Annotated in this window: 27 protein-coding genes; all 27 read left to right on the top strand. The window is 40.0% G+C overall.

Features of this window, described 5'->3' with window-relative positions; translation table 11 throughout:
* Positions 1 to 32 precede the first annotated feature (32 nt).
* The 27 genes from gyrA (at position 33) to D8854_RS01950 (ending at position 26915) form a co-directional block, all read left to right on the top strand.
* Entirely contained in the window at positions 33 to 2501 is a 2469-nt protein-coding gene (gene gyrA / locus D8854_RS02080) for a DNA gyrase subunit A (protein ID WP_125449306.1), read from the top strand.
* Complete coding sequence (locus D8854_RS02075) at positions 2501 to 3247, top strand: class A sortase (RefSeq protein WP_125449304.1); 747 nt, start codon at positions 2501 to 2503, stop codon at positions 3245 to 3247. Before gyrA ends, D8854_RS02075 begins: the two co-directional genes overlap by 1 nt.
* A 74-nt stretch (positions 3248 to 3321) precedes the next feature.
* On the top strand, positions 3322 to 3738 hold the full coding sequence (locus D8854_RS02070; RefSeq protein ID WP_125449302.1) for a hypothetical protein: 417 nt from the start codon (positions 3322 to 3324) through the stop codon (positions 3736 to 3738).
* Between the two features lie 26 nt (positions 3739 to 3764).
* The gene (locus tag D8854_RS02065) at positions 3765 to 4394 is read left to right on the top strand and encodes a hypothetical protein (RefSeq protein WP_125449300.1); all 630 of its coding nucleotides are present in this window, start codon (positions 3765 to 3767) and stop codon (positions 4392 to 4394) included.
* A gap of 131 nt (positions 4395 to 4525) precedes the next feature.
* Complete coding sequence (locus D8854_RS02060; protein WP_125449298.1) at positions 4526 to 4729, top strand: hypothetical protein; 204 nt, start codon at positions 4526 to 4528, stop codon at positions 4727 to 4729.
* Between the two features lie 37 nt (positions 4730 to 4766).
* Positions 4767 to 5108, top strand: a complete 342-nt coding sequence (locus tag D8854_RS02055) for a hypothetical protein (RefSeq protein ID WP_125449296.1) — start codon at positions 4767 to 4769, stop codon at positions 5106 to 5108.
* Positions 5109 to 5230: 122 nt separating this feature from the next.
* On the top strand, positions 5231 to 5578 hold the full coding sequence (locus D8854_RS02050) for a hypothetical protein (RefSeq protein WP_125449294.1): 348 nt from the start codon (positions 5231 to 5233) through the stop codon (positions 5576 to 5578).
* Between the two features lie 124 nt (positions 5579 to 5702).
* Positions 5703 to 6500, top strand: a complete 798-nt coding sequence (locus tag D8854_RS02045; protein WP_000254787.1) for a formate/nitrite transporter family protein — start codon at positions 5703 to 5705, stop codon at positions 6498 to 6500.
* A 150-nt stretch (positions 6501 to 6650) separates the two neighbouring features.
* Positions 6651 to 7931 (top strand): O-acetylhomoserine aminocarboxypropyltransferase/cysteine synthase family protein, encoded by a 1281-nt coding sequence (locus D8854_RS02040; protein WP_038806042.1) that lies wholly within the window; start codon positions 6651 to 6653, stop codon positions 7929 to 7931.
* Between the two features lie 94 nt (positions 7932 to 8025).
* Entirely contained in the window at positions 8026 to 9300 is a 1275-nt protein-coding gene (locus D8854_RS02035; RefSeq protein WP_125449292.1) for a DUF2130 domain-containing protein, read from the top strand.
* Positions 9297 to 10931: a hypothetical protein gene (locus tag D8854_RS02030; RefSeq protein ID WP_125449290.1), complete on the top strand. Its 1635-nt coding sequence runs from the start codon at positions 9297 to 9299 to the stop codon at positions 10929 to 10931. The genes D8854_RS02035 and D8854_RS02030 overlap by 4 nt, the downstream gene beginning before the upstream one ends.
* 9 nt (positions 10932 to 10940) lie before the next feature.
* Positions 10941 to 11741: a hypothetical protein gene (locus D8854_RS02025; protein WP_125449288.1), complete on the top strand. Its 801-nt coding sequence runs from the start codon at positions 10941 to 10943 to the stop codon at positions 11739 to 11741.
* Positions 11742 to 12827 (top strand): AAA family ATPase, encoded by a 1086-nt coding sequence (locus tag D8854_RS02020; protein ID WP_125449286.1) that lies wholly within the window; start codon positions 11742 to 11744, stop codon positions 12825 to 12827.
* A 19-nt stretch (positions 12828 to 12846) separates the two neighbouring features.
* Entirely contained in the window at positions 12847 to 13725 is an 879-nt protein-coding gene (truB, locus tag D8854_RS02015; protein ID WP_125449284.1) for a tRNA pseudouridine(55) synthase TruB, read from the top strand.
* A 113-nt stretch (positions 13726 to 13838) separates the two neighbouring features.
* Positions 13839 to 14477, top strand: a complete 639-nt coding sequence (gene udk, locus D8854_RS02010) for a uridine kinase (RefSeq protein WP_125449282.1) — start codon at positions 13839 to 13841, stop codon at positions 14475 to 14477.
* A 127-nt stretch (positions 14478 to 14604) separates the two neighbouring features.
* Positions 14605 to 15945: an exodeoxyribonuclease VII large subunit gene (xseA, locus tag D8854_RS02005; protein WP_125449280.1), complete on the top strand. Its 1341-nt coding sequence runs from the start codon at positions 14605 to 14607 to the stop codon at positions 15943 to 15945.
* On the top strand, positions 15923 to 16135 hold the full coding sequence (locus D8854_RS02000; RefSeq protein ID WP_000043226.1) for an exodeoxyribonuclease VII small subunit: 213 nt from the start codon (positions 15923 to 15925) through the stop codon (positions 16133 to 16135). The genes xseA and D8854_RS02000 overlap by 23 nt, the downstream gene beginning before the upstream one ends.
* Positions 16132 to 17007, top strand: coding sequence for a polyprenyl synthetase family protein (locus tag D8854_RS01995; protein ID WP_125449278.1), 876 nt, complete (start codon positions 16132 to 16134; stop codon positions 17005 to 17007). Before D8854_RS02000 ends, D8854_RS01995 begins: the two co-directional genes overlap by 4 nt.
* Positions 17000 to 17815, top strand: a complete 816-nt coding sequence (locus D8854_RS01990) for a TlyA family RNA methyltransferase (protein ID WP_125449276.1) — start codon at positions 17000 to 17002, stop codon at positions 17813 to 17815. Before D8854_RS01995 ends, D8854_RS01990 begins: the two co-directional genes overlap by 8 nt.
* Positions 17808 to 18239, top strand: a complete 432-nt coding sequence (locus D8854_RS01985) for an arginine repressor (RefSeq protein WP_001034389.1) — start codon at positions 17808 to 17810, stop codon at positions 18237 to 18239. Before D8854_RS01990 ends, D8854_RS01985 begins: the two co-directional genes overlap by 8 nt.
* A 6-nt stretch (positions 18240 to 18245) precedes the next feature.
* On the top strand, positions 18246 to 19913 hold the full coding sequence (gene recN / locus D8854_RS01980) for a DNA repair protein RecN (protein ID WP_125449274.1): 1668 nt from the start codon (positions 18246 to 18248) through the stop codon (positions 19911 to 19913).
* A complete protein-coding gene (locus tag D8854_RS01975) occupies positions 19914 to 20642 on the top strand; it encodes a metallophosphoesterase family protein (RefSeq protein ID WP_125449272.1) in 729 nt (242 codons plus the stop codon).
* A gap of 78 nt (positions 20643 to 20720) precedes the next feature.
* Positions 20721 to 22544, top strand: a complete 1824-nt coding sequence (gene lepA / locus D8854_RS01970; RefSeq protein WP_125449270.1) for a translation elongation factor 4 — start codon at positions 20721 to 20723, stop codon at positions 22542 to 22544.
* A 144-nt stretch (positions 22545 to 22688) separates the two neighbouring features.
* Positions 22689 to 23312, top strand: a complete 624-nt coding sequence (locus D8854_RS01965) for a hypothetical protein (RefSeq protein WP_125449268.1) — start codon at positions 22689 to 22691, stop codon at positions 23310 to 23312.
* An 84-nt stretch (positions 23313 to 23396) separates the two neighbouring features.
* The gene (gene dprA / locus D8854_RS01960) at positions 23397 to 24245 is read left to right on the top strand and encodes a DNA-processing protein DprA (RefSeq protein WP_125449266.1); all 849 of its coding nucleotides are present in this window, start codon (positions 23397 to 23399) and stop codon (positions 24243 to 24245) included.
* 117 nt (positions 24246 to 24362) lie between these two features.
* Entirely contained in the window at positions 24363 to 26450 is a 2088-nt protein-coding gene (gene topA, locus D8854_RS01955) for a type I DNA topoisomerase (protein WP_125449264.1), read from the top strand.
* 105 nt (positions 26451 to 26555) lie between these two features.
* Positions 26556 to 26915, top strand: a complete 360-nt coding sequence (locus D8854_RS01950; RefSeq protein WP_125449262.1) for a YbaN family protein — start codon at positions 26556 to 26558, stop codon at positions 26913 to 26915.
* Positions 26916 to 26975 lie beyond the last annotated feature (60 nt).

Raw genomic sequence — 26975 nt, 5'->3', positions numbered from 1 at the left:
TAATTACTAATAGTGAAATGAGGCATTTATTAATGCAGGATAGAAATTTAGTGAATGTCAATCTGACAAAGGAGATGAAGACCAGCTTTATCGATTACGCCATGAGTGTTATCGTAGCGCGTGCTCTTCCTGATGTTCGAGATGGCTTAAAACCAGTTCACCGTCGTATTCTTTACGGAATGAATGAATTGGGGGTCACTCCAGATAAACCCCATAAAAAATCAGCCCGTATCACAGGGGATGTTATGGGTAAATATCACCCACACGGAGATTCCTCTATTTATGAAGCTATGGTCCGCATGGCCCAGTGGTGGAGTTACCGTTATATGCTCGTTGATGGGCATGGAAACTTTGGTTCCATGGATGGGGACGGTGCTGCCGCGCAACGTTACACTGAGGCACGTATGAGCAAGATTGCTCTTGAAATGCTTCGTGATATCAATAAAAATACAGTTGATTTTGTAGACAACTACGATGCCAATGAACGTGAACCCTTGGTTTTGCCAGCTCGTTTTCCAAACCTTTTGGTCAACGGGGCAACTGGGATTGCCGTAGGGATGGCTACCAACATTCCTCCTCACAACCTTGGTGAAACCATTGATGCCGTGAAGCTGGTCATGGACAATCCAGATGTGACTACTAAGGACTTGATGGAAGTCTTGCCTGGTCCAGACTTTCCAACTGGTGCCCTTGTTATGGGGAAATCAGGTATTCATAAGGCCTACGAGACTGGTAAAGGTTCGATTGTTCTTCGTTCTCGTACAGAGATTGAAACTACTAAGACAGGTCGTGAGCGTATCGTTGTAACGGAATTTCCTTACATGGTCAATAAAACCAAGGTCCATGAGCATATTGTTCGCTTGGTTCAGGAAAAACGGATTGAGGGCATTACTGCAGTCCGTGATGAATCCAACCGTGAAGGGGTTCGTTTCGTTATCGAAGTCAAACGCGATGCCTCCGCAAATGTTATCCTCAACAATCTTTTCAAGATGACCCAGATGCAAACCAACTTTGGTTTCAATATGCTAGCGATTCAAAATGGTGTACCGAAGATCTTGTCCCTTCGTCAAATTTTGGACGCTTATATCGAGCACCAGAAAGAAGTTGTTGTTCGTCGGACACGTTTTGACAAGGAAAAAGCAGAGGCGCGTGCGCACATCTTAGAAGGGCTTTTAATTGCACTTGATCATATCGACGAAGTAATCCGTATCATTCGTGCCAGCGAAACCGATGCGGAAGCGCAAGCTGAGTTGATGAGCAAGTTTAAGCTTTCAGAGCGTCAAAGTCAAGCTATCCTTGATATGCGTCTTCGTCGTTTGACAGGATTGGAACGTGATAAGATTCAGTCTGAGTATGATGAATTGATTGCCTTGATTGCAGATTTGGCCGATATTCTTGCCAAACCAGACCGTGTGGCGCAAATCATCAAAGACGAATTGGACGAAGTCAAACGCAAGTTTGGTGACAAGCGTCGTACCGAGTTGATGGTCGGAGAGGTCTTGACTCTTGAAGATGAAGATTTGATTGAAGAGACGGATGTCTTGATTACACTCTCTAACAAAGGTTACATCAAACGTCTGGACCAAGGTGAGTTCACTGCCCAAAAACGTGGTGGTCGTGGAATCCAAGGTACTGGTGTCAAGGACGACGATTTTGTACGTGAGTTGGTTTCAACCAGCACCCATGATCACCTGCTCTTCTTTACCAATAAAGGACGCGTCTATCGCCTTAAAGGCTATGAAATCCCTGAATATGGTCGTACAGCCAAGGGATTGCCTGTTGTCAATCTTTTGAAGTTGGACGAAGGCGAAAGCATTCAGACCATCATCAACGTTGAGTCTGAACGTAGTGATGATGCCTATCTCTTCTTCACAACTCGTCACGGTGTCGTGAAGAGAACAAGCGTCAAGGAATTTGCTAACATTCGTCAGAATGGACTTAAGGCCTTGAATCTCAAGGATGAGGACGAATTGATCAATGTCTTGCTGACAGAAGAAGACACAGATATTATCATTGGTACTAAGTTTGGTTATGCTGTCCGCTTTAATCAATCAGCCGTTCGTGGCATGAGCCGTATTGCGACAGGTGTCCGAGGGGTCAATCTTCGTGAAGGAGATACAGTAGTTGGCGCAAGTGTTATTACTGATCAGGATGAAGTTCTTATCATCACTGAAAAAGGTTATGGTAAACGTACCCTTGCTACTGAATATCCAACTAAAGGCCGTGGTGGTAAAGGGATGAAGACAGCCAATGTTGCTGAAAAGAATGGTCCTCTTGCAGGCCTCCTCACTGTTAAAGGTGATGAAGACCTGATGATTATCACGGATACAGGTGTCATGATTCGTACAAATGTTGCCAATATTTCACAAACAGGACGTTCAACTATGGGAGTTAAGGTGATGCGTCTAGACCAAGATGCCAAGATTGTGACCTTTACAACAGTTGCTGCAGCAGAAAAAGAAGAGGTAGCAACAGAAGAGAGAACAGAAGGTAAAGCATAATGTCTCATAAAAAAATAAAAAGTAAGAAGAATAAGCGTAGGAATCTATTTCTCAATATTTTAGCCGGTTTCTTGATTCTTCTTTCCCTAGCCTTGATTTTTAATGCTCAAATTCGTGATATCTTTATGGTTTGGAATACCAATAAATACCAAGTCAGTCAGGTGACTAAGGAAAAGATTGAAGAGAATAAAGAGACAGAGGGAAATTTCGATTTTGATTCTGTCAAATCCATCTCATCAGAAGCGGTGTTAGCTGCCCAGTGGGATGCTCAACAACTTCCAGTCATAGGAGGGATTGCCATTCCTGAAGTAGAGATCAACCTGCCTATTTTTAAAGGTTTGGATAATGTAAACTTGTTCTATGGAGCAGGGACCATGAAAGCAAATCAGAAAATGGGGGAAGGCAACTATTCACTAGCCAGCCACCATATCTTTACTGCTGAGAATGCGAGTCAGATGCTCTTTTCACCTTTGGTCAATGCCAAAGAAGGGATGAAAATCTATCTGACTGATAAAGACAAAGTATACACCTATGAGATTCGTGAGGTGAAGCACGTGACGCCTGATCGCGTAGATGAAATCGAGGATCGTGAAGGAGTTAAGGAGATTACGCTGGTAACTTGTGTGGACTATAATGCGACAGAGCGGATTATTGTTAAAGGTGATTTTAAAGAAGTTAAAGCATATTCTGAAACATCTGATGATATCCTAAACGCCTTTAATCAGCCATATAAACAACGTTATTAACCTCAAAAACCAGTGAATTGTATTTTTCACTGGTTTTTTCTCAAATAGAGTCATCATTCAAAGGAGAATAATACATGTTCGAATATTTTTGGATTGGAATGAAAATGATGTGGGAAAGTCCTGTCTTTAGTTTTGCCTTTTACTTATTAGCCTCTATTCTTTTACTAATCTTTTGGCGACGTTTTATAATTGTCCGTCGTAGTGGTGGTGATTTTTTTGCTCCGTTTCACATTGCCAATGGGAGACTTTATATTCACAATGCTTTTGTATTTGTGAAGAGAATCATTCCGCTGAATAACATCAAAATGATTGAAGTCAAATATATTCGAAGTGTCAAATTGAATGGGGCAAGGTATCATTTGTGTATCGAAAGAAAAGATGGAAAAGCTGTCAGTTTTTTCTTCGGACAATCAAAACAGAATGATCTCCTTGTGAAGAATCTAAAGAATGAAACTAAAAACTACCATATTAGAATTGTAATAGATGGATAAGTGTTTAGCTTAAGAAAGGAATGATCATGGATAAGCTACAAGAAGTCAGAGAAAATGAACAGTTAAGGACCTTACTGATGACTGAATGTGATATTTATTTTTATGACAAGATAAGTGAAGTTCAGTTTTCAGGGAACAATGAGGAATACTCTCTTGCCTGTAAGGCATTTGCTCAAGACGGTAGTGGGGGAAAATATGTTTTTCTCGAAGATAACAGCATAGGCTTTATCGGAAGTGAGGGGCAAGTGGGGAGAGTAGCAGAATGTCTGGATGACTTACTGACATTCCTACTTCATGCAGGTTATATTTCGGATTTTAGTTGTCGGCATCTTTATCAGAACACAGACTTATTGAAAGCATTTTGTAGGGGCTATGTGTCTAAAATACGAGAAAGCTATCAGGTTAAGCAGGAAAATTGGGATCAAGTACGAGGAAATATGGCTCAAAAACTATCACTTGATTTCAATCCTGAAAACTTAGAAGAAGTAGCCATGACATTTTATCAAGCGGCGACAAGGGAGCCTGTCTTTTCCTGTAAGTATATAGACGGTGAAGAAGAGTATACCTGCGATTCAATCTTGTCGGACATTGTAGGCTTGTGGACGACAGAACTTGTAGGCATGAGTAGAGAAGAAATTGAAAACTATAAAATTTGATAATGTATGATGCTTGCAAGATGATCATTCAACTTTAATGGTATCTTTTCAATGTGAGAGGAAGCTGATCAGTAGGTTGAAAGATTTATCGTAAGCAACCGAAGGATGTCTAGTATAAGAGAGGATAGATAATGAGTCAGTTAAGAGAAAAGTCTTTAGTTACGCTCAAAGAAGACATAACAAGTAGTTTTCCATTTGACAAGGATCTTCCTATGATATTCTTGGTAGAAATTTCCAATATGGCTGGACACGGGATCTTCATAGGAAAATCGGGGAAGTCTTATTTTGGATATCATATTTCACATTTTAGAGAACTAAGTGAAGATGAGATATAGGACTTTCGCAGTAGGAAAAATAGATGAGGAGTTGACAATGAATAATCAGATTGACTTGGTACTTCCAAACTTATACGCAGAATTCTTGAGTAAAATTGACAAGGTAGGAGAGTTTGTAATAGAGAATACAGGTATCGCCTTATATTCGAGGTTAGATTTGCTAGAAAGAAACTCCACCTACCAAATAGAAGAGTGGGAACCTGATTTTTTCCTGATTGGGCAAGATGAGGATGTCGCTTTTTTTATAAAGAAAGATTCTGACGACACTATTTATATGAATGATTTGGGGGCATTAGGTTCACTGGAAATGAAACCCATATCTTTGAATATTTTCGAGTTTGTGAAACAAGCGAGTGAACATTATGATGATACCTTCTAATCATTGCAAGTGTTGTTATTTTATCATACGCGTGTGTGGAAGACATTTTTATGAAATCATTTGAACATTTTGATTAATGTTAATAAATTTTTAGTAAATGATAATGATTTGGAGAGTGAACAATGAATTTTGATGAGAGTTTACAGCAATACACTTATGAGCATGAGGAAGTGACCTTTGTTTGGGACGAAGAGCCTGATTGTGACTTTATAGATAAAGTTGAACTGTTATCAAAAAATTATCAGGAAAATCTCAATAGAATTATCAACTTCATGCTAGCTGATCTTAAGGGAATGTATGGAGCAGTCAGCGAGGAAGATATGAAGCACAAGCTGGGGAAACCTATCATTGACTACAATCAAGGAACAGTTAGTTATTGTGAGCAAACCTTCGATGACTGGCACCTATTTGAGTTTGAATTTTTGGATGATCAATTTAAAACATTGAAATGTTTTTCTGTTAATGGGTAAAGGAGAGATTTATGGAATTACCCCAATGCCTTGATTTTCTTTGTAGAAAACGTATACAAGAAAGGCTTTTCAAAATGCGTGCTTTATGTTATAATATTCACAAATAAAAGTTTTAGGAGTTTTTATGGTCTCTTCAGAATTTATCTCAAAGATTGAATTTGCTTGTAAGAAGAAAGAAAGTCTTTATAGTCAAAGTAAATTCAAATATGCGATTCGTTCCATGTTTGCAGGTGCCTTTTTAACATTTAGTACAGCTGCGGGTGCAGTTGGGGCTGACTTGATTAATAAGATCGCACCAGGCAGTGGACGTTTCCTCTTCCCATTCGTTTTTGCTTGGGGATTGGCCTACATAGTTTTCTTGAATGCTGAACTGGTAACTTCTAATATGATGTTCTTGACAGCTGGCAGTTTCTTGAAAAAAATCTCTTGGAGAAAAACAGCTGAGATTTTACTTTACTGTACCTTGTTCAATCTCATAGGAGCTTTGATAGCAGGTTGGGGCTTTGCCCATTCAGCAGCCTACGCAAATCTGACACATGACAGCTTCATTTCAGGGGTTGTAGAGATGAAGTTAGGCCGTTCCAATGAGTTAGTCTTACTTGAAGGTATTTTAGCCAATATCTTTGTAAACATTGCCATTCTTTCATTCGTTTTGGTGAAAGACGGTGGCGCCAAACTTTGGCTTGTCTTATCAGCAATTTACATGTTTGTATTCTTAACAAACGAACACATTGCTGCGAACTTTGCTTCTTTTGCGATTGTTAAGTTCAGTGTTGCAGCAGATTCAATTGCTAACTTTGACATACCAAATATTCTTCGTCACTGGGGTGTAACCTTTGTCGGAAACTTTATCGGAGGAGGTCTCTTGATGGGCTTGCCCTACGCTTTCCTCAACAAAAATGAAGATACTTATGTCGATTAAAGAAATGAGCACGAGTGAATCGTGCTTTTTTGTTTGATGTGTAAGACTAGTCATAGTTGTTCCTTATATCAAAATATAGAAAAACGGTATTGGAAAAGGCTAGACCAAGATGATACAATATCTTTAATTAAGCTATTTGGAGGTCGTAAAATGACTCGTGATTTTAAATTTGAAACCCTACAATTACACGCTGGGCAGGTGGTTGATCCAGCTACCAAGTCTCGTGCAGTGCCGATTTATCAGACAACATCCTTCGTTTTTGATGACACGCAGGAAGGTGCCGATTTGTTTGCCTTGAGAAAACCAGGGAACATTTATACTCGCATCACTAATCCTACAACAGCAGCATTTGAGGAAAGAATCGCTGCTCTTGAAGGCGGTGTTGGAGCGCTAGCAACAGCATCAGGTATGGCCGCAGTAACTTATACGATTTTGGCGCTTGCTCACGCAGGTGACCATGTAGTAGCAGCATCAACTATTTACGGTGGTACTTTCAATCTCTTGAAAGAAACCCTTCCTCGTTATGGGATTACAACAACCTTTGTCGATGTGGATAATTTGGAGGAAGTAGAAGCAGCTATCAATGACAATACCAAGCTTGTCTTGATTGAAACCTTGGGGAATCCCTTGATTAACATTCCTGACTTGGAAAAATTGGCTGAGATTGCGCATAAACACCAGATTCCTCTCGTTTCGGACAACACTTTTGCCACACCATATTTGATTAATGTCTTCTCTCACGGTGTAGATATTGCTATTCACTCAGCAACTAAGTTTATCGGTGGTCATGGTACGACTATTGGAGGAGTGATTGTCGATAGCGGTCGTTTTGACTGGGAGGCTTCAGGGAAGTTCCCTCAATTTGTTGAGGAAGATCCGAGCTACCACAACTTGAGCTATACCCGTGATGTTGGGGCAGCAGCCTTTATTATTGCAGTTCGTGTTCAATTGCTTCGTGATACAGGTGCGGCCTTGTCCCCATTTAATGCCTTTCTCTTGCTCCAAGGGCTTGAAACTCTCTCTCTTCGTGTCGAACGCCATGTGCAAAATGCAGAGAAAATTGTTGATTTCCTTATCAACCATCCTAAGGTAGAGAAGGTAAATTATCCAAAACTAGCTGACAGTCCTTACCATGCTTTGGCTGATAAATATCTGCCAAAAGGTGTGGGTTCAATCTTTACCTTCCATGTCAAGGGTGGAGAAGCAGAAGCACGCAAGGTGATTGATAATCTGGAAATCTTCTCTGACCTTGCAAACGTTGCAGATGCCAAATCTCTTGTTGTCCATCCTGCGACAACCACTCACGGTCAGTTGTCAGAAAAAGATCTAGAAGCAGCAGGTGTCACACCAAACCAAATCCGCTTGTCTATCGGTCTTGAAAATGTAGAGGATTTGATTGAAGACTTGCGCTTGGCCTTGGAAAAAATTTAAAGTAAAAGATATAAACAGTGGGTTTCGACTCACTGTTTTTGATTTTCCTTTAAGCATGATATAATGGTTAAAGAAGTCTAGAAAGAGGAAAGTTATGAACGAAATCAAATGCCCCAACTGTGGAGAAGTCTTTACAGTAAATGAGAGTCAGTATGCCGAACTTTTATCCCAAGTGAGAACGGCTGAGTTTGATAAGGAATTACACGATCGCATGAAGCAGGAGCTGGCCTTGGCTGAGCAAAAGGCTATGAATGAACAACAGACTAAACTGGCTCAGAAGGATCAAGAAATCGCTCAATTGCAGAGTCAGATCCAAAACTTTGATACAGAGAAGGAATTGGCCAAGAAAGAGGTTGAACAGACAAGCCATGAGGCTTTATTGGCTAAGGACAAGGAAGTACAGGCCTTGAAAAACCAATTGGCAACCTTGCGTTTGGAGTATGAAAATCAACTGCAAAAGACCCTTTCTGACCTAGAAAAAGAACGCGATCAGGTCAAAAATCAGCTCCTCTTGCAAGAAAAGGAAAATGAGTTGTCCTTGGCTTCTGTTAAGCAGAATTACGAAGCCCAGCTCAAGGCAGCTAATGAGCAAGTCGAATTTTATAAGAATTTCAAAGCTCAACAATCCACAAAAGCTATCGGGGAAAGTCTGGAACAGTATGCAGAGAGTGAGTTTAACAAGGTCCGTAGTTTTGCCTTTCCAAATGCCTACTTTGAGAAGGATAACAAGGTCTCTGCGCGTGGGTCTAAAGGGGACTTTATCTTTCGTGAATGTGATGAAAATGGAGTGGAAATTATTTCCATCATGTTTGAGATGAAAAATGAAGCGGATGGAACAGAGAAGAAGCACAAGAATGCAGATTTTTATAAGGAATTGGACAAGGACCGTCGGGAAAAGAACTGTGAATATGCCGTGTTGGTGACCATGCTAGAAGCAGATAACGATTACTTTAATACAGGAATTGTTGACGTCAGCCACGAATATGAGAAAATGTACGTCGTCCGTCCCCAGTTCTTTATCCAGTTGATTGGACTCTTGCGCAACGCTGCCCTTAATTCTTTGAAATATAAGCAAGAGTTGGCCTTGGTTCGGGAGCAGAATATCGATATCACGCATTTTGAGGAAGATTTGGATGCCTTTAAACTAGCCTTTGCTAAGAACTACAACTCAGCTTCGACCAACTTTGGTAAAGCAATCGATGAAATCGACAAGGCCATCAAACGCATGGAAGAGGTCAAGAAGTTCCTTACTACATCTGAAAACCAACTTCGCCTCGCTAATAACAAATTGGAAGATGTTTCAGTTAAAAAATTGACCCGAAAAAATCCAACTATGAAAGCGAAGTTTGAAGCACTGAAGGGGGAGTGAGAAAGCAGTGGAAAATAAACTATGACGAATTAGAAGAACTATTGGAACAGCAATTTACAATGGAGTTTTCTAATCTCGAAAAATTAGAACTAGAATGTAAAGAGATTAGTTCACCAGATAAATTAGGAGATGTTATTTTAGATGAAATCTGGGATCAATTTGCGAATCAAATTGGTTTAGATATGACAAGTGACACGCTTCTTAAGCAGTATAACGATAAACATCCTAATGGTTATACAAAAGAAGAGGGTGCTAAAATAATGAAAGATAAAAGGTATACTGATGCAAAGAATGCTATGAAAGAAAAGAAAAAATCTGGAAATTTAAAGGATAAATATACTGGAAAAACTTTAAAATTAAATGAAAACGCAAATTTGGATCACGTTGTAGCACGTAAACAAATTTTTGAAAATTCTTGGAGAAAGATTGCTGATATAGATACTGCAGATTTAGCAAACAAAAAGGAAAATTTAGCAGCAACTAATGAATCGCTTAATAAAAGTAAAGGTGCAAAATCTAATAGCGAGTATATAAAGGATAGAGAAGTAAGAGAAAAAAATCTAAAAGAACAAGTTGAAAGAGCTAATAAAAAAATTGACAAGATGAATATCTCAGATGCCGAAAAGCGAAATCTTAAGGCAGAAAATAATAAAAAATTAAATGATAAATTGACTGCTGATTCAGATAAGATGATTAAAGCTGAAAAAAGAGCAAATAAAGCTATTAATAAACATATAGCAAAAAAAGTACCTGTAAAAATGGTTAATAAAGCTGGGAAAGATGCTATAAAAGCTATGTTGGTAGCTGCTTTATTTGGAATGCTAAAAGAAATAATGAATGCTTTAGTGAGATATTTTAAATCAAAGAAACAATCTTTTGATACATTTCTTGAGGAAATGAAAAAAGCTCTTCATTCATTTTTTGGTAAAATCAAAGATTTTATTAAGGTAGGTGTAGATAGTTTTGTTGGAAGCATTGTAGGAGAAATTATTGGTGCTTTCGCTGAAAAACTAAGAAAGTTACCAAATTTGTTAAAACAATTATTTGGTTCAATTAGAGAAAGCATCTCTTATCTATCAAAACCTGAAAATCAATCTCATTCTACTGTAATTAAAATTGCTCATGTTTCAAAAATTATTACATCCGCATTAGTAGGTGTAGGCGCAATGTTTTTAGGAGAATATTTTGAACATTTTTTAAATAAGATACCAGGTATGACTTTTGAAATAAAACTTCTAGGAACAATTGCTAATATTTTAGGGATGTTCTTAGCAAGTTTACTAACAGGTATCTTGGGAGCGATCATCATTAACGGACTTGATGGTTTTATATCAAGAAAACTACAAGCTGAAAATAAAAGGCAACAAGCTAATAAGAGAAACGAATTGTTAAGAATTCAGGAAGTCCAAATTTTTGTTGCCGAGCAAAATGTTGCTGTTAAGCGAAATGATATTTTCAGTAAGATGGCTAAGAACCATCAAAAACTAAGAGAACTACTTGGTAATGTTGATGAAGAGTTTTCTAATTCAAAGATTGATTTCAAACAGCGATTATTAGCTAATGAAATTTACTTTGATGAAAAGCAAAATGAACTTGAAGAAATGCAAAGTGCATTAAATGATTTATTATAGGAGAATGTTATGTCAGAAGAATTAGAAATTCAAGTTTTAGCCAATTCTGAAAGATTTAATGAAAAAAAACAAGCATTAAAAGCCTTTAGTGAAGAGATTCCGGAACAATTTGATTTACCTACTGTTCCAGATGAAGAGAATATATTAAATTTGTTTTCTGTGGACTATGGTGTCAAGGGAAAAGATTTAAATACACTTACAGAAGCTGTTCATAACAAGATCTTTAATCAAAATGAACATATTAAAAAAATTATTCAGGAATTTAATACAATTTATGAAACTTTCCAAATATTGGATGATGAGTATATTCAAAGTATTTCAAAATCTTTGATTGCAGCCAAAGAGGCAAATAGTAAAGCTATACAGGGATTGCACGAAATAGAAGAATATCAAATAGGTAATAACAAACTATTAGATGATGTTTTTAAACAGAATAAAGATTTAATTGATATATTGAAGAAACATCATAAAAAGCTAGAAGAGTTAGAACAACTTGAAGATAAGCAAAGTGAAATTCATAATGAAATTGACAGTTTAAAATCGAAGCTAAAAACATTAGTGGAAATAGAAAATAGTTTTAACGATTTGCGTTTACAAGTTGAAGAAACACAAAATAATCTTAAAAACGATGTAGATAAGATGAATGTTCGATTAATAGAGGAAGGTAAAAATATTACTTTAATTGTCGAGAAATTTAAAACTGAACTAGAGGAAAAACAAAAAGAAATTAGTTTCCTTAGAAAAGGATTCTATACTCTTGAAGTCGCTGTTGTTATAATAGTATTATTTCTATTGTTTAAAGGAATGTAGATGATTAGTGAAACTTATTTAAAATTGTTAAAATCGGAAGTGAAAAAACTTGATGATTTAACAAATAATACTTATGAATTAGAAATAATTCTTCAAGATATAGTTGATAATATTAAAAATGCTGAGTTAGAATTTATAAAACGATTAGGAAACTTGACAAGTAAAGAGACATTCTCAAAAATCAAAGATAAGCAAACTAGCATATTGGAATTATTGTATAAATATCTTGGCTCTAGAGTTATTGATACAAATTATTTGATTTTGAAAGAAACAAATCATAAATCATTTGAAGAATTAGCAAATGATTTAAAGTCATTAATAGGTTTAGAAAATGTTAAGAAAGAAATCAAAGATTTAGTAGCATTTAATAAAGTTCAACAAAGTAGAGAAAAAATCGGTCTTAAAAAAACAAATAGAACTATGCATATGGCGTTTTTAGGGAATCCGGGTACAGGTAAAACAACAGTTGCTAGAATTGTTGGAAATATGTATCGTTCTCTAGGAATACTAAGCAAAGGTCATTTTATTGAAGCAACAAGAACTGACTTAATAGCTGAATACCAAGGACAAACTGCTTTAAAAGTTAAGAGACTAATCCAAAAAGCTAAGGGTGGTGTTTTATTTATTGATGAAGCATACAGTATTACAGAAAATGAAAAAAGTGATAGTTATGGTCGAGAGTGTTTGACTGAACTAACAAAAGCTTTGGAAGACTATCGTGATGATTTAGTTGTGATTGTAGCAGGATATGATGATTTAATGAAAAAATTTTTTGAATCTAATCCTGGATTAAAGTCGCGCTTTAATTATTTTATTGAATTTGAAGATTATACAGTAAATCAAATGTTCGAGATTTTTTTATCATACTGTAAGAACGAAGATTACATTTTACAAGAGTCAGCTACAGAGAAATTAAAAAAGTATCTTGAACAACAAAGTGATGTTTCCAAAAATAAAAATGCAAATGGTCGATTTGTAAGAAATGTATTTGATAAAATAATTATGAATCAAGCAAAACGTTTAAGTAACCTTTCTTTGGCTACAAAAGAGAACTATGTAACAATTCTTGAAGAGGACATATTTTAATTGAATTAGAAAGCAACACATGAACGGTATTATCAACTTAAAAAAAGAAGCGGGGATGACCTCGCATGATGCGGTTTTTAAGCTGCGTAAGATTTTGGAAACCAAGAAAATCGGTCATGGTGGGACCTTGGATCCAGATGTGGTCGGGGTTTTGCCGATTGCGGTTGGCAAGGCGACACGCATGGTTGAGTTTATGCAGGATGAGGGTAAGATCTATGAAGGCGAGATCACTCTCGGATATTCAACTACCACAGAGGATGCTAGTGGGGAAGTGGTCGCAGAGACCCTTGTTTTGTCGCCCTTGGATGAAATCATTGTCGACGAAGCGATTGCTAGTCTGACTGGGCCTATCACTCAGATTCCGCCTATGTATTCGGCTGTCAAGGTTAATGGTCGTAAGCTCTATGAGTATGCGCGTGCTGGTCAGGAAGTGGAGCGTCCAGAACGTCAGGTGACCATTTATCAATTTGAACGGACAAGTCCGATTTCTTATGATGGTCATCTTGCACGATTCACTTTTCGTGTAAAATGCAGCAAGGGGACTTATATCCGTACCTTGTCAGTTGACTTGGGAGAGAAGCTGGGTTATGCGGCTCATATGTCCCATTTGACACGGACGAGTGCAGCCGGTTTACAGTTAGAAGATGCCTTGACCTTGGAAGAAATTGCTGAAAAAGTGGAGGCTGGCCAACTGGACTTTCTCCATCCTCTAGAGATTGGGACGGGGGATCTTGTCAAAGTTTTCCTAAGTCCAGAAGAGGCTACAGAAGTGCGCTTTGGTCGTTTTATCGAGCTTGATCAGTCGGACAAGGAATTGGCTGCCTTTGAAGGAGATAAATTGCTAGCTATTCTAGAAAAAAGAGGCAATCTCTATAAGCCAAGGAAGGTTTTCGGCTAGTCTAACTGGAGTGAAAATATTAGAATTGTTATCCATAATCTATCCAAAATCAGACTATAAATTTTACAAAAAATGTGATAAAATAGACGTCGGATAAAAAAACGGAGGATAGCATGCAAAATAGACCAATCATTATCGGAGTGACAGGTGGTTCTGGTGGTGGTAAGACCAGTGTTTCTAGAGCCATTTTATCACACTTCCCTGATGAAAAGATTTCGATGATTGAGCATGATTCATACTACAAGGATCAGTCTCACTTGACCTTTGAAGAGCGTGTCAAAACCAACTATGACCATCCATTTGCCTTTGATACAGATTTGATGATCGAGCAGATTAAGGAATTGTTGGCGGGACGTCCAGTGGACATTCCGACTTATGACTATACAGCGCATACACGGAGTAGCAAGACCTATCGTCAGGAGCCTCAGGATGTCTTTATCGTTGAGGGGATTTTGGTCTTGGAGGATAAGCGTCTGCGCGATTTGATGGATATCAAGATTTTTGTGGATACGGATGATGATGTGCGCATTATTCGTCGGATCAAGCGTGATATGGAGGAGCGTGGCCGTAGTCTGGATAGCGTTATTGATCAGTATTTGAGTGTGGTCAAACCCATGTACCACCAGTTTATCGAGCCAACCAAGCGTTATGCTGATATCGTCATTCCTGAAGGAGTTAGCAATACAGTTGCTATTGACCTTTTGACGACAAAAATTGCAAAGATTTTGGAAGAAGCACGAAACAGCAAATAATCAGATGAGGAGGCCTAGCCTCTTTTTCTATTTTTCCTTGAGTTTCAGTAGGAAAAAGGTGATTTTTAAGCATATTTTTGGTATAATAATACCCATGGAAAAGCAAGAAAATGAATAGTAGGTGGAGATGGAAAAGTATTTATCGGTAACAACTTTGACCAAGTATCTGAAAATGAAATTCGATAAAGACCCTTACTTGGAACGGGTCTATTTAACTGGTCAAGTTTCCAACTTTCGTAAACGACCTACTCACCAATATTTCTCTTTAAAAGATGACCATGCAGTTATTCAAGCGACCATCTGGTCAGGGATCTATCAGAAATTAGGTTTCGACCTCGAAGAGGGAATGAAGATCAATGTGATTGGGCATGTGCAGGTCTATGAACCGAGCGGGAGCTACTCTATCATCATTGAAAAAGCTGAGCCTGATGGGGTTGGGGCGCTAGCGATTCAGTTTGAACAACTTAAGAAAAAATTGACGGAAGAAGGTCTATTTCAAGAGAGATTCAAGCAACCTCTTCCCCAGTTTGCTAAGAAAATCGGTGTGGTGACCAGTCGTAGTGGAGCCGTTATTCGAGATATCATCACGACCGTCAGCAGACGTTTTCCTGGTGTTGATATCCTTCTCTATCCGACCAAGGTACAAGGTGATGGAGCAGCGGAGGAAATTGCTCGAAATATTGCGCGTGCTAATCAACGTGAGGACTTGGACGTCCTCATAATTGGTCGTGGTGGTGGTTCGATCGAGGATCTCTGGGCCTTTAACGAAGAAATTGTGGTACGGGCTATTTTTGAATCTCGTTTGCCAGTTATCTCCAGTGTTGGTCATGAGACGGATGTGACTTTGGCTGACTTTGTGGCAGATCGCAGAGCAGCGACGCCAACAGCAGCAGCTGAACTGGCAACGCCTGTGACCAAGTTGGATCTATTAGCTCATTTGCAAAATCAAGAGAAGCGGATGGCGACAGCAGTCCGAAATGTCCTGTCAAGAAAAAAAGAAGCTCTGAAAAAATGCAGTCAGTCAGTCATCTTTAGACAGCCAGAGCGCTTGTATGACGGTTATTTGCAACGATTGGATCAGCTGCAACTGCGATTAAAACAAAGTTTGCGAACACGGATTTCTGATAATAAACAGCTAGTCCAAGCAAGGACGCATCAACTAGTCCAATTATCGCCTGTTACCAAAATTCAGCGTTATCAAGATCGTCTAGGTCAGTTGGACAAGCTTCTACGTAGCCAAATGGCGTTGGTTTATGATGCCAAGGTTGCTGAAGTCAAGAGACTTTCAGAAGCCTTGTTGATGTTGGATACAAGTCGAATCGTGGCGCGTGGTTATGCTATTGTCAAAAAAGAAGAGTCCGTTGTAGATTCGGTTGAGATGTTGAAGAAAAAAGACCAAGTAACGCTTTTGATGCGAGATGGTCAAGTAGAATTAGAGGTTAAAGATGTCAAAACAAAAGAAATTTGAGGAAAATCTAGCTGAACTGGAGACCATTGTCCAAAGTTTAGAAAATGGTGAAATCGCTCTGGAAGATGCGATTGCTGCCTTTCAAAAAGGCATGGTCTTGTCAAAAGAGCTCCAAGCGACGCTAGACAAGGCTGAAAAGACCTTGGTCAAGGTCATGCAAGAAGACGGAACAGAAAGTGATTTTGAATGAAGAAGCAAGAAAAATTAGCTCTTGTTGAGTCGGCTTTGGAAAATTTTTATGGAGACCAGCAGTTTGCTTCTAGTTTGCGAGAGTCTATTCTCTATTCCATTCATGCTGGTGGCAAGCGTATTCGGCCTTTTCTCTTGCTAGAAATTCTGGAAGCCTTGCAAGTCGCTATTAGACCAGCTCATGCGCAGGTAGCTGCGGCCTTGGAAATGATTCATACAGGGAGCTTGATTCACGATGACCTTCCTGCAATGGATGATGATGATTATCGTCGAGGGCGTTTGACAAATCACAAGAAATTTGGTGAAGCTATGGCTATTTTGACAGGTGATGCCTTGTTCCTAGATCCCTATGCCTTGATAGCGCAGGCAGATTTGCCAAGTCAGATCAAGGTGGACTTGATTGCCAACTTATCCCTTGCTTCAGGTAGTCTAGGCATGGTTGCAGGGCAGGTTCTGGACATGGAGGGTGAACACCAGCACTTGTCTTTGGAAGAATTACAAACTATTCATGCCAATAAAACAGGTAAGTTACTTGCCTATCCTTTCCAAGCAGCTGCTATTATAGCCGAATTGGCGCCTGAAATGCAGGCAAAACTGAAATCGGTTGGTGAATTGATTGGGCTGGCCTTTCAAGTCAGAGATGATGTGCTGGATGTGACAGCTAGTTTTGAGGAAATCGGCAAGACTCCACAAAAGGATTTGCAGGCAGAAAAGTCAACCTATCCAGCCTTGTTGGGCTTGGAAGAGGCTATTGCCTTTTGTAACCAAACTTTGAATCAAGCCGAGGCTAAATTAGAAGAAATCGCCCAGCAAGTCAGCTTTGAAACAGAGCCGATTGTGAAAATAGTAGAAAGTTTGAGAATCAATGGCTAAGGAAAGAGTGGATGTATTAGCTTATAAACAGGGTTTGTTTGAAACACGTGAACAAGCTAAGCGTGGTGTCATGGCTGGGCTTGTCGTAGCAGTCCTTAATGGGGAGCGGTTTGACAAACCAGGAGAGAAAATTCCAGACGACACCGAGCTAAAACTCAAGGGTGAAAAACTCAAGTATGTTAGCCGCGGTGGTTTGAAACTGGAAAAGGCCTTGCAAGTCTTTGATCTATCAGTGGAAGGAGCGACAACGATTGATATTGGGGCCTCCACTGGAGGATTTACCGACGTCATGTTGCAGAATGGTGCTGAGTTGGTCTTTGCAGTTGATGTTGGTACCAATCAGTTGGCTTGGAAATTACGCCAAAACCCTCGGGTTGTCAGTATGGAGCAGTTTAATTTCCGCTATGCTGAAAAGACTGACTTTGAGCAGGAACCAAGTTTTGCCAGTATTGATGTGAGTTTCATTTCCCTTAGTCTGATCTTACCAGCCTTGCATCGTGTGTTGGCCGAACAAGGTCAGGTGGTAGCACTTGTCAAACCTCAGTTTGAAGCTGGTCGTGAGCAAATCGGGAAAAATGGAATCATTCGCGATGCCAAGGTCCATCAACATGTCCTTGAATCAGTCACTGCCATGGCAGTTGATCAAGGTTTTTCAGTGCTTGGATTAGACTATTCACCAATCCAAGGTGGACATGGAAACATTGAATTTCTGGCATATTTGAAAAAGGAAGAGGGAGCAAGCAATCAAGTTGCCCCAGAAATAGAAAAAGTTGTAGAGAGAGCACATAGAGAATTTAAAGATGAATAAAAAAGAGAGACTTGAAAAAATTAGAAGATTTGTTACGGATTATCAAATCGGAACACAGGAAGAAATCGTTGAGCATTTAAAAGAAGCAGGTATCTCTGCCACTCAAGCGACGGTGTCACGAGATATTAAGGAACTGGGTATTGTAAAAATTCCCTTGAAGAACAATAAATACATCTATGAATTGCCAAAAACAATTGTAAGAAGTTTGCAGTTGGCTGAGAATAACATAGTAGGTTCTGAGCGCATGGGAAATATGATCAATCTGGATGTCATTCCTGGGAATACTGCCTTTGTCAAGAGTCAGCTGATGAATACTTTCTCAGAGAGAATTTTCAACTGTCTGGCAGACGACAACTCAATTTTGATTATCTTGAGAAATGAAGAAGACGCCAAGGAAATGTTTGAACAAGTAAAAAATTGGTAGGTTTATATGTTACTTGAAATTTCGATAAAAAACTTTGCCATTATAGAGGCGATTTCGCTCAATTTTGAAAAAGGCATGACAGTCTTAACTGGTGAAACAGGTGCTGGGAAATCGATCATCATCGATGCCATGAACATGATGTTAGGAGCTCGGGCAACGACAGACGTTATTCGTCATGGTGCTTCTAAGGCTGAGATTGAAGGGCTTTTCTCTGTTGAGAATAGTCGTTCTTTACAAGAACTCTTTGAAGAGCAAGGCTTGGAATTGGGGGATGAGATTATCATCCGTCGTGAAATTCTTCAAAATGGGAGAAGTGTTAGTCGCGTGAATGGGCAGATGGTCAATCTTTCTGTCCTGCGTGCTATTGGGCAGCATCTTGTCGATATTCATGGTCAACATGACCAAGAAGAGTTAATGCGTCCGCAACTTCATATCCAAATGTTGGATGAGTTTGGTGATGCTGCTTTCTTGGACTTGAAGGAGACCTATCAGACGAGCTTTGATGCCTATCGCAAAATGCGCAAGCAGGTTTTGGAAGTCAAGAAAAACCAGCAGGAACATAAGGCTCGTATTGAAATGTTGGAATTTCAAATGGCAGAGATTGAGGCAGCAAACTTGCAGGCTGGTGAAGACTTGGCTCTCAACCAAGAACGAGATAAACTCCTCAATCACAAGAATATAGCAGATACGCTAACCAATGCCTACACTATGTTGGACAATGAGGAATTCTCCAGTCTTGCCAATGTTCGTTCAGCCATGAATGACATGGAAAGTGTCGAAGAGTATGACCCTGAATACCGTGAAATTTCGAGTTCTCTCTCAGAGACCTACTATGTTTTAGAAGATATTACTAAGCGTTTAGAAGATATTATTGAGAACTTGGATTTTGATGGCAATCGCCTCATGCAGGTTGAAAATCGTTTAGACCTTTTAAATACTATTACCCGCAAGTACGGTGGGACTGTGGACGATGTCCTGCTTTATTTTGCTAAGATTACGGATGAATACAATCTCTTGACTGGTAACAACCTTTCTTCCGAAGACATGGAAGCAGAGCTCAAGAAATTGGAAGTCGATCTTGTTGATTTGGCAGGGCAGCTTGCATCTGCTCGTCATGATTTGGCTCAGCAGCTTGAAGCTGAGATTAAGCAAGAACTTCAGGACCTCTATATGGAGAAGGCACAGTTCCAGGTTCGCTTTAGCAAGGGCAAATTCAGTCGTGAGGGGAATGAAACGGTCGAGTTTTACATTTCGACCAACCCTGGTGAAGACTTTAAGCCTTTGGTTAAGGTTGCGTCTGGTGGGGAATTATCCCGCCTCATGTTGGCTATCAAGTCAGCCTTTTCTCGTAAGGAAGGGAAGACCAGTATTGTCTTTGATGAGGTAGATACGGGAGTCTCAGGTCGTGTGGCCCAAGCCATTGCTCAAAAGATTCATAAGATTGGCCAGCATGGTCAGGTTCTTGCTATTTCTCACCTTCCACAAGTGATTGCCATTGCGGATTATCAATTCTTTATTGAGAAGATTAGTGATGAGCACTCAACGGTGTCGACGGTTCGCCTCTTGACTTTAGAAGAGCGAGTAGAGGAAGTAGCTAAGATGTTGGCTGGTGAAAATGTAACAGAAGCTGCCCTTACCCAAGCCAGAGAATTATTGCAAACGAGGGAGAAATAAATGACAGACTATTATGTAATTGGAGATGTTCACGGGAAAGCAGGTATGCTAGAAGATCTGCTCAAAACCTGGGATGGTCAAACTCAGTTGCTTTTTCTAGGGGATTTGATTGACCGAGGTGAAGATAGTCGCCGTGTTCTAGAAATGGTCAAGGACTTGGTGGACAATCAAGGGGCTATCTGTCTATCAGGAAACCACGAGTATATGTTTTTGACTTGGTTGGACAATCCTGAAGAAAGCTATGACCACTATCGTCGCAATGGTGGAGATACAACCATTAACTCTATACTAGGTCGTCCCTTGGATGCACCCGTTGATGGCGTAGAAGATGCCAAACGGGTTGCGACAGAAGCAGCAGACTTGGTCGAATTTATTCGTCAAATGCCATTTGTAGTAGAGACAGACAAATATATCTTTGTTCACGCAGGTATTGATTTAACTTTGGATGATTGGCATGAAACCACAGATTACAAGAAAGTCTGGCTCAGAAAGCCATTCCACGAAGCCGAAAATCATACTGGAAAAACCATTGTCTTTGGGCATACACCGGTTTATGGTTTGCTGAAGCAAGACCGAGGTACTGCTGAGCTTTGGATAACAGAAGATGGCAAGATTGGCATGGATGGAGGAGCTGTCTATGGTGGTGTCCTTCATGGGATTGTCTTTACTGACCAAGGAATGACAGAACACCACTTTATCGAAAATGATGGTTTTGTTGCCGAAGATTAGTACTCCTAGCAGGGTATGGTCTTGTCAAAATGTTAAAAACAATTTATAATTAATAGATACCCTGAAAGGAAGAGCATCATGAACTTAGAAGAATTGAAACAACGACAGGAGAAGATTCGAAACTTCTCTATTATCGCCCATATTGACCATGGAAAGTCGACGCTGGCAGACCGCATTTTAGAAAAGACGGAGACCGTTTCTAGTCGTGAAATGCAAGCCCAGCTTCTGGATAGTATGGATCTTGAGCGTGAACGTGGGATTACCATTAAGTTGAATGCCATTGAGCTGAATTATACTGCAAAAGATGGGGAGACCTATATTTTCCACTTGATTGACACACCTGGGCACGTGGACTTTACCTATGAAGTTTCGCGTTCGCTAGCTGCCTGTGAAGGGGCGATTTTGGTGGTTGATGCGGCCCAAGGGATTGAGGCACAAACTCTTGCCAACGTTTATCTAGCATTGGATAATGATTTGGAAATTCTGCCCGTCATTAACAAGATTGATCTACCAGCAGCCGACCCTGAGCGCGTACGTACAGAGATTGAGGATGTCATTGGACTGGATGCCAGCGAAGCAGTCTTAGCTTCTGCCAAAGCTGGTATTGGTATCGAAGAGATTCTTGAGCAAATTGTGGAAAAAGTTCCAGCACCAACTGGTGATGTAACCGCGCCACTCAAGGCCTTGATTTTCGACTCTGTCTACGATGCTTACCGTGGGGTTATCCTCCAAGTTCGTGTCATGGATGGGGTAGTCAAACCTGGCGATAAGATTCAGCTCATGAGCAATGGCAAGGCCTTTGATGTGACGGAGGTCGGAATTTTCACACCGAAAGCAGTTGGTCGCGATTTCCTAGCGACAGGTGACGTTGGTTATATTGCGGCTTCCATCAAGACGGTTCAAGATACGCGTGTTGGTGATACAGTGACCCTAGCAAGCAATCCAGCAGCAGAACCGCTAGATGGGTACAAGCAGATGAATCCTATGGTCTTTGCAGGTCTTTACCCAATCGAGTCAAACAAGTACAATGACCTTCGTGAAGCCCTTGAAAAATTGCAGCTCAACGATGCCAGTCTTCAGTTTGAACCAGAAACATCTCAGGCGCTGGGATTCGGTTTCCGTTGTGGATTCCTTGGACTTCTCCATATGGATGTTATCCAAGAGCGTTTAGAACGTGAGTTCAATATTGATCTCATCATGACAGCTCCATCTGTTATCTATAAGGTTAACCAAACTGATGGTGAGTCTATGGATGTGTCTAACCCATCTGAGTTCCCAGACCCAACTAAGATCGCGACCATTGAAGAACCTTATGTTAAAGCGCAAATCATGGTACCACAGGAGTTTGTTGGTGCAGTAATGGAATTGGCTCAGCGCAAACGTGGGGACTTTGTAACCATGGATTATATTGATGACAATCGTGTCAATGTTATCTATCAAATTCCACTCGCTGAAATTGTCTTTGACTTCTTTGATAAGCTCAAGTCTTCAACGCGTGGTTATGCAAGTTTTGACTACGAATTGTCAGAGTACCGCCCATCTAAGCTAGTGAAAATGGATATCCTTCTCAATGGTGATAAGGTCGATGCACTCAGCTTTATCGTTCACAAGGACTTTGCCTACGAACGTGGAAAACTCATCGTTGATAAGCTTAAAAAAATCATCCCTCGTCAACAATTTGAAGTACCAATCCAAGCAGCTATTGGACACAAAATCGTGGCTCGTACTGATATCAAAGCCCTTCGTAAGAACGTACTTGCCAAGTGTTACGGAGGTGACGTTTCTCGTAAACGCAAACTCCTTGAAAAACAAAAAGCTGGTAAGAAACGCATGAAAGCTATCGGATCAGTAGAAGTCCCACAAGAAGCCTTCCTCAGCGTCTTAAGCATGGATGAAGAATAGAAATAAAAAATAAAACTCTTGAAGATTTTTCAAGAGTTTTTTCTTTAAATGTGAGCTATAAAATCGGAAACTAACAGAATCGATTAGGTTAGAATTTGACAGAAGTCTTTATTTTTCTTATAATGCAGATGGAAAGGTGGTAGGATGAAAAAATTATTAATTTTAGGTACTGTAGTTACTGTTAGTGCTTTTTTAGCTTCATGCTCTAATAAATCACAAACAGCAACCGAAGAAAGTTCGTCTGCAGTTGTTAGTTCTTCTAGTAGTCAGGAAACGAGTAGCACTAGTTCTGCTGTTTCTGAAGCGAAAAAGGAAGAGACGCAAATCATTGGTTCGAATGAATATGGTTTTGTCAAGGTACCCAAATCATGGGTTCGATTCCATGAAGTAGAAGGTGGAAACGATATACAGTATTGTGATGGAACAGATATCAACATTGTTACGCTAAATACCTTCAAGGCTGAGCAGTTTAATATCAGCGAAGAAGAATATGCTAAATTGGATGTTGTGACTGTCTCTGCTAGTATTCTAACTTCCAAAGAACAAGGCTCTGATTTCAGTAAGGTTTGGGGTTCCAAATCAACCATTGGAGGCTATGAAGCCTATGTTGTCAATGCAATTGCTAAGTCAGGGAAATACCTCGTTACCTGGGTTTTCCGATCAAATGATGGTAAAATCCGCTATGTTTCACTTGAAGGGGATGGGGAAACTTTAAAAACAATCTTACCGATGGTTGAAAGTAGCTGGTCAAATACTAAAGTTGAATAAATGAAAAAAGAAGATCAACTGGTCTTCTTTTTTATTTTATTTTCGAATAGATAGATGAGTAGAAAAGAAGAAATGGAGTTGCTTATGAAGATTACAAACTATGAGATATACAAATTAAGAAAAGCTGGACTGACCAATCAACAGATTTTAACTGTCCTTGAATATGATGAGACTGTAGATCAGGAGCTCCTGCTAGGTGATATTGCAGAAATCTCTGGTTGCAGAAATCCCGCTGTCTTTATGGAACGCTATTTCCAGATAGATGATGCGCAGTTGGAGAAGGAGTTTCAGAAATTTCCATCCTTTTCTATTCTTGACGACTGTTTTCCTTGGGATTTGAGTGAGATTTACGATGCTCCAGCACTCTTGTTTTATAAGGGAAATCTAGACTTGCTGAAGTTTCCAAAGGTTGCTGTTGTAGGGAGTCGTTCATGTTCTAGTCAGGGTGCAAAGTCGGTTCAGAGAGTCATTCAAGGTTTGGAAAACGAGTTAATCGTGGTCAGTGGTTTGGCTAAAGGGATTGATACGGCTGCCCATATGGCTGCACTCCAGAATGGAGGAAAAACCATTGCTGTGATTGGAACAGGATTGGATGTGTTTTATCCTAAAGCCAATAAACGTTTGCAGGAGTACATTGGCAATGACCATCTGGTTCTCAGTGAATATGGACCTGGCGAGCAACCTCTGAAATTTCATTTTCCAGCTCGAAATCGTATCATAGCAGGACTATGTCGAGGAGTTATTGTAGCAGAGGCAAGGATGCGTTCTGGTAGTCTCATTACCTGTGAGCGAGCTATGGAGGAAGGTCGTGATGTCTTTGCCATTCCAGGAAACATTTTAGATGGCCATTCAGATGGCTGTCACCACCTGATCCAAGAGGGGGCAAAGCTGATTAGCAGCGGTCAAGATGTGCTGGCTGAGTTTGAATTTTAAGGAGAAATTGTTCACTCAGATAAACTTTTCTTCTATACTATAGGAGTTAAGTCTTGACAGCTATAGAAAAATGGTTTACACTTTATAAAGTTTATTACTTTGAAAAGGTGTGATAGTGTGGCTACGGCAACAAAGAAGAAAAAATCAACAGTAAAAAAAAATCTAGTCATCGTGGAGTCGCCTGCCAAGGCGAAAACGATTGAGAAATATCTAGGCAGAAACTACAAGGTTCTAGCCAGCGTCGGGCATATCCGTGATTTGAAAAAATCCAGTATGTCTGTTGACATTGAAAATAACTATGAACCGCAGTATATCAATATCCGAGGCAAGGGTCCTCTCATCAATGAATTGAAAAAAGAAGCCAAAAAAGCCAATAAAGTCTTTCTGGCGAGTGACCCGGACCGTGAAGGAGAAGCAATTTCCTGGCATTTGGCTCACATTCTCAACTTGGACGAGAATGATGCCAACCGTGTAGTCTTTAATGAAATCACCAAAGACGCGGTAAAAAATGCCTTTAAAGAGCCTCGCAAGATTGACATGGACTTGGTCGACGCCCAACAAGCTCGTCGAGTCTTAGACCGCTTGGTAGGGTATTCGATTTCGCCAATTTTGTGGAAAAAGGTCAAGAAGGGCTTATCAGCAGGACGCGTGCAGTCCGTTGCCCTTAAGCTCATCATTGACCGTGAAAATGAAATCAATGCCTTCCAACCGGAAGAATACTGGACAATTGATGGTGTTTTTAAGAAGGGAACCAAACAATTTCAGGCTTCTTTCTATGGTATGAATGGCAAAAAGATGAAATTGACCACCAATGAAGAGGTCAAAGAAGTCTTGTCCCATTTGACTAGCAAAGATTTCACAGTGGATCAGGTAGATAAGAAAGAACGCAAACGCAATGCCCCCCTACCTTATACGACCTCAACCATGCAAATGGATGCGGCTAACAAAATTAATTTCCGTACTCGAAAGACCATGATGGTGGCTCAGCAGCTCTATGAAGGGATCAATATCGGATCAGGTGTGCAAGGTTTGATTACCTATATGCGTACAGACTCGACTCGTATCAGTCCTGTGGCTCAGAATGAAGCGGCAAGCTACATTAACGACCGTTTTGGTAGCAAGTATTCCAAGCATGGTAGCAAGGTCAAGAATGCCTCAGGTGCTCAAGATGCTCACGAAGCCATTCGTCCATCTAGTGTCTTTAATACACCTGAAAGTATCGCTAAGTACTTGGACAAAGACCAGCTCAAACTTTATACCCTTATCTGGAACCGTTTTGTGGCCAGTCAGATGACAGGCGCTATCTTTGATACCATGGCTGTTAAGCTATCTCAAAATGGTGTTCAGTTTGCGGCAAATGGAAGCCAAGTGAAGTTTGATGGTTATCTTGCTATTTACAATGACTCTGACAAGAACAAGATGTTGCCAGATATGGCTGTTGGAGATGTGGTCAAGCAGGTCAATAGCAAGCCAGAACAACATTTCACCCAACCACCTGCACGCTATTCTGAAGCGACCCTTATCAAGACCTTGGAGGAAAATGGGGTTGGACGTCCATCAACCTACGCTCCGACCATTGAAACCATCCAGAAACGATACTACGTTCGTCTGGCAGCCAAACGTTTTGAACCGACAGAACTGGGAGAAATTGTTAACAAACTCATCGTTGAATACTTCCCAGATATCGTAAACGTGACCTTCACAGCTGAGATGGAAGGAAAACTGGATGATGTCGAGGTTGGTAAAGAGCAGTGGCAACGTGTCATTGACGCCTTTTACAAACCATTCTCTAAAGGAGTGGCCAAGGCTGAATCCGAAATGGAAAAAATCCAGATTAAGGATGAGCCGGCTGGATTTGACTGTGAAGTTTGTGGCAGTCCGATGGTGATTAAGCTAGGACGTTTTGGTAAATTCTATGCTTGTAGCAATTTTCCAGACTGCCGTCACACACAAGCGATTGTCAAAGAGATTGGAGTCGAGTGTCCAAGCTGTCATCAAGGACAAATCATCGAACGCAAAACCAAGCGCAATCGTATCTTCTATGGTTGCAATCGTTACCCAGAATGCGAATTTACTTCCTGGGACAAACCAGTTGGACGTGATTGTCCGAAATGCGGACACTTCCTTGTGGAGAAAAAAGTTCGTGGTGGTGGCAAGCAGGTTGTATGTAGTAATGGTGACTACGAAGAGGAGAAGATTAAATAAAATGAAGAGTCCTGAAAATGAATTTCAGACTCTTTTTAGTTTAAGCTTGACAAATTTCCTCATTTTGTGGGAAACTAGTAGAAGATTATTTTATTAGGAGAAGACATGCGCTTTATTTATCTTAGTTTTGGTTTTATTTCTTTGGCTCTAGCTCTTGTTGGTGTTGTCCTGCCACTCTTGCCAACAACTCCTTTTCTTTTGCTGTCTATCGCTTGCTTTTCAAAATCCTCTAAACGTTTTGAAGACTGGCTTTATCATACAAAGCTTTATCAGACTTATGTAGCTGACTTTCGGGAAACCAAGTCAATCGCGCGAGAACGCAAGAAAAAAATCATCGTATCTATCTACATTTTGATGGGAATTTCCATCTATTTTGCCCCTCTTTTGCCAGTCAAAATCGGTCTGGGAGCCCTGACTATCTTTATCACCTACTATCTCTTTAAAGTCATTCCTGACAAAGAATAGATAAAAATAGTAGTTATTTGCCTTGATAAAAATGAAAGCATATTTAAAATAATATGATAT

This window comes from Streptococcus mitis (genome assembly GCF_003943905.1).
In the GTDB taxonomy this organism is placed as follows: Bacteria; Bacillota; Bacilli; order Lactobacillales; family Streptococcaceae; genus Streptococcus; species Streptococcus mitis_BC.
This window is presented reverse-complemented; position numbering and strand designations above follow the sequence as displayed.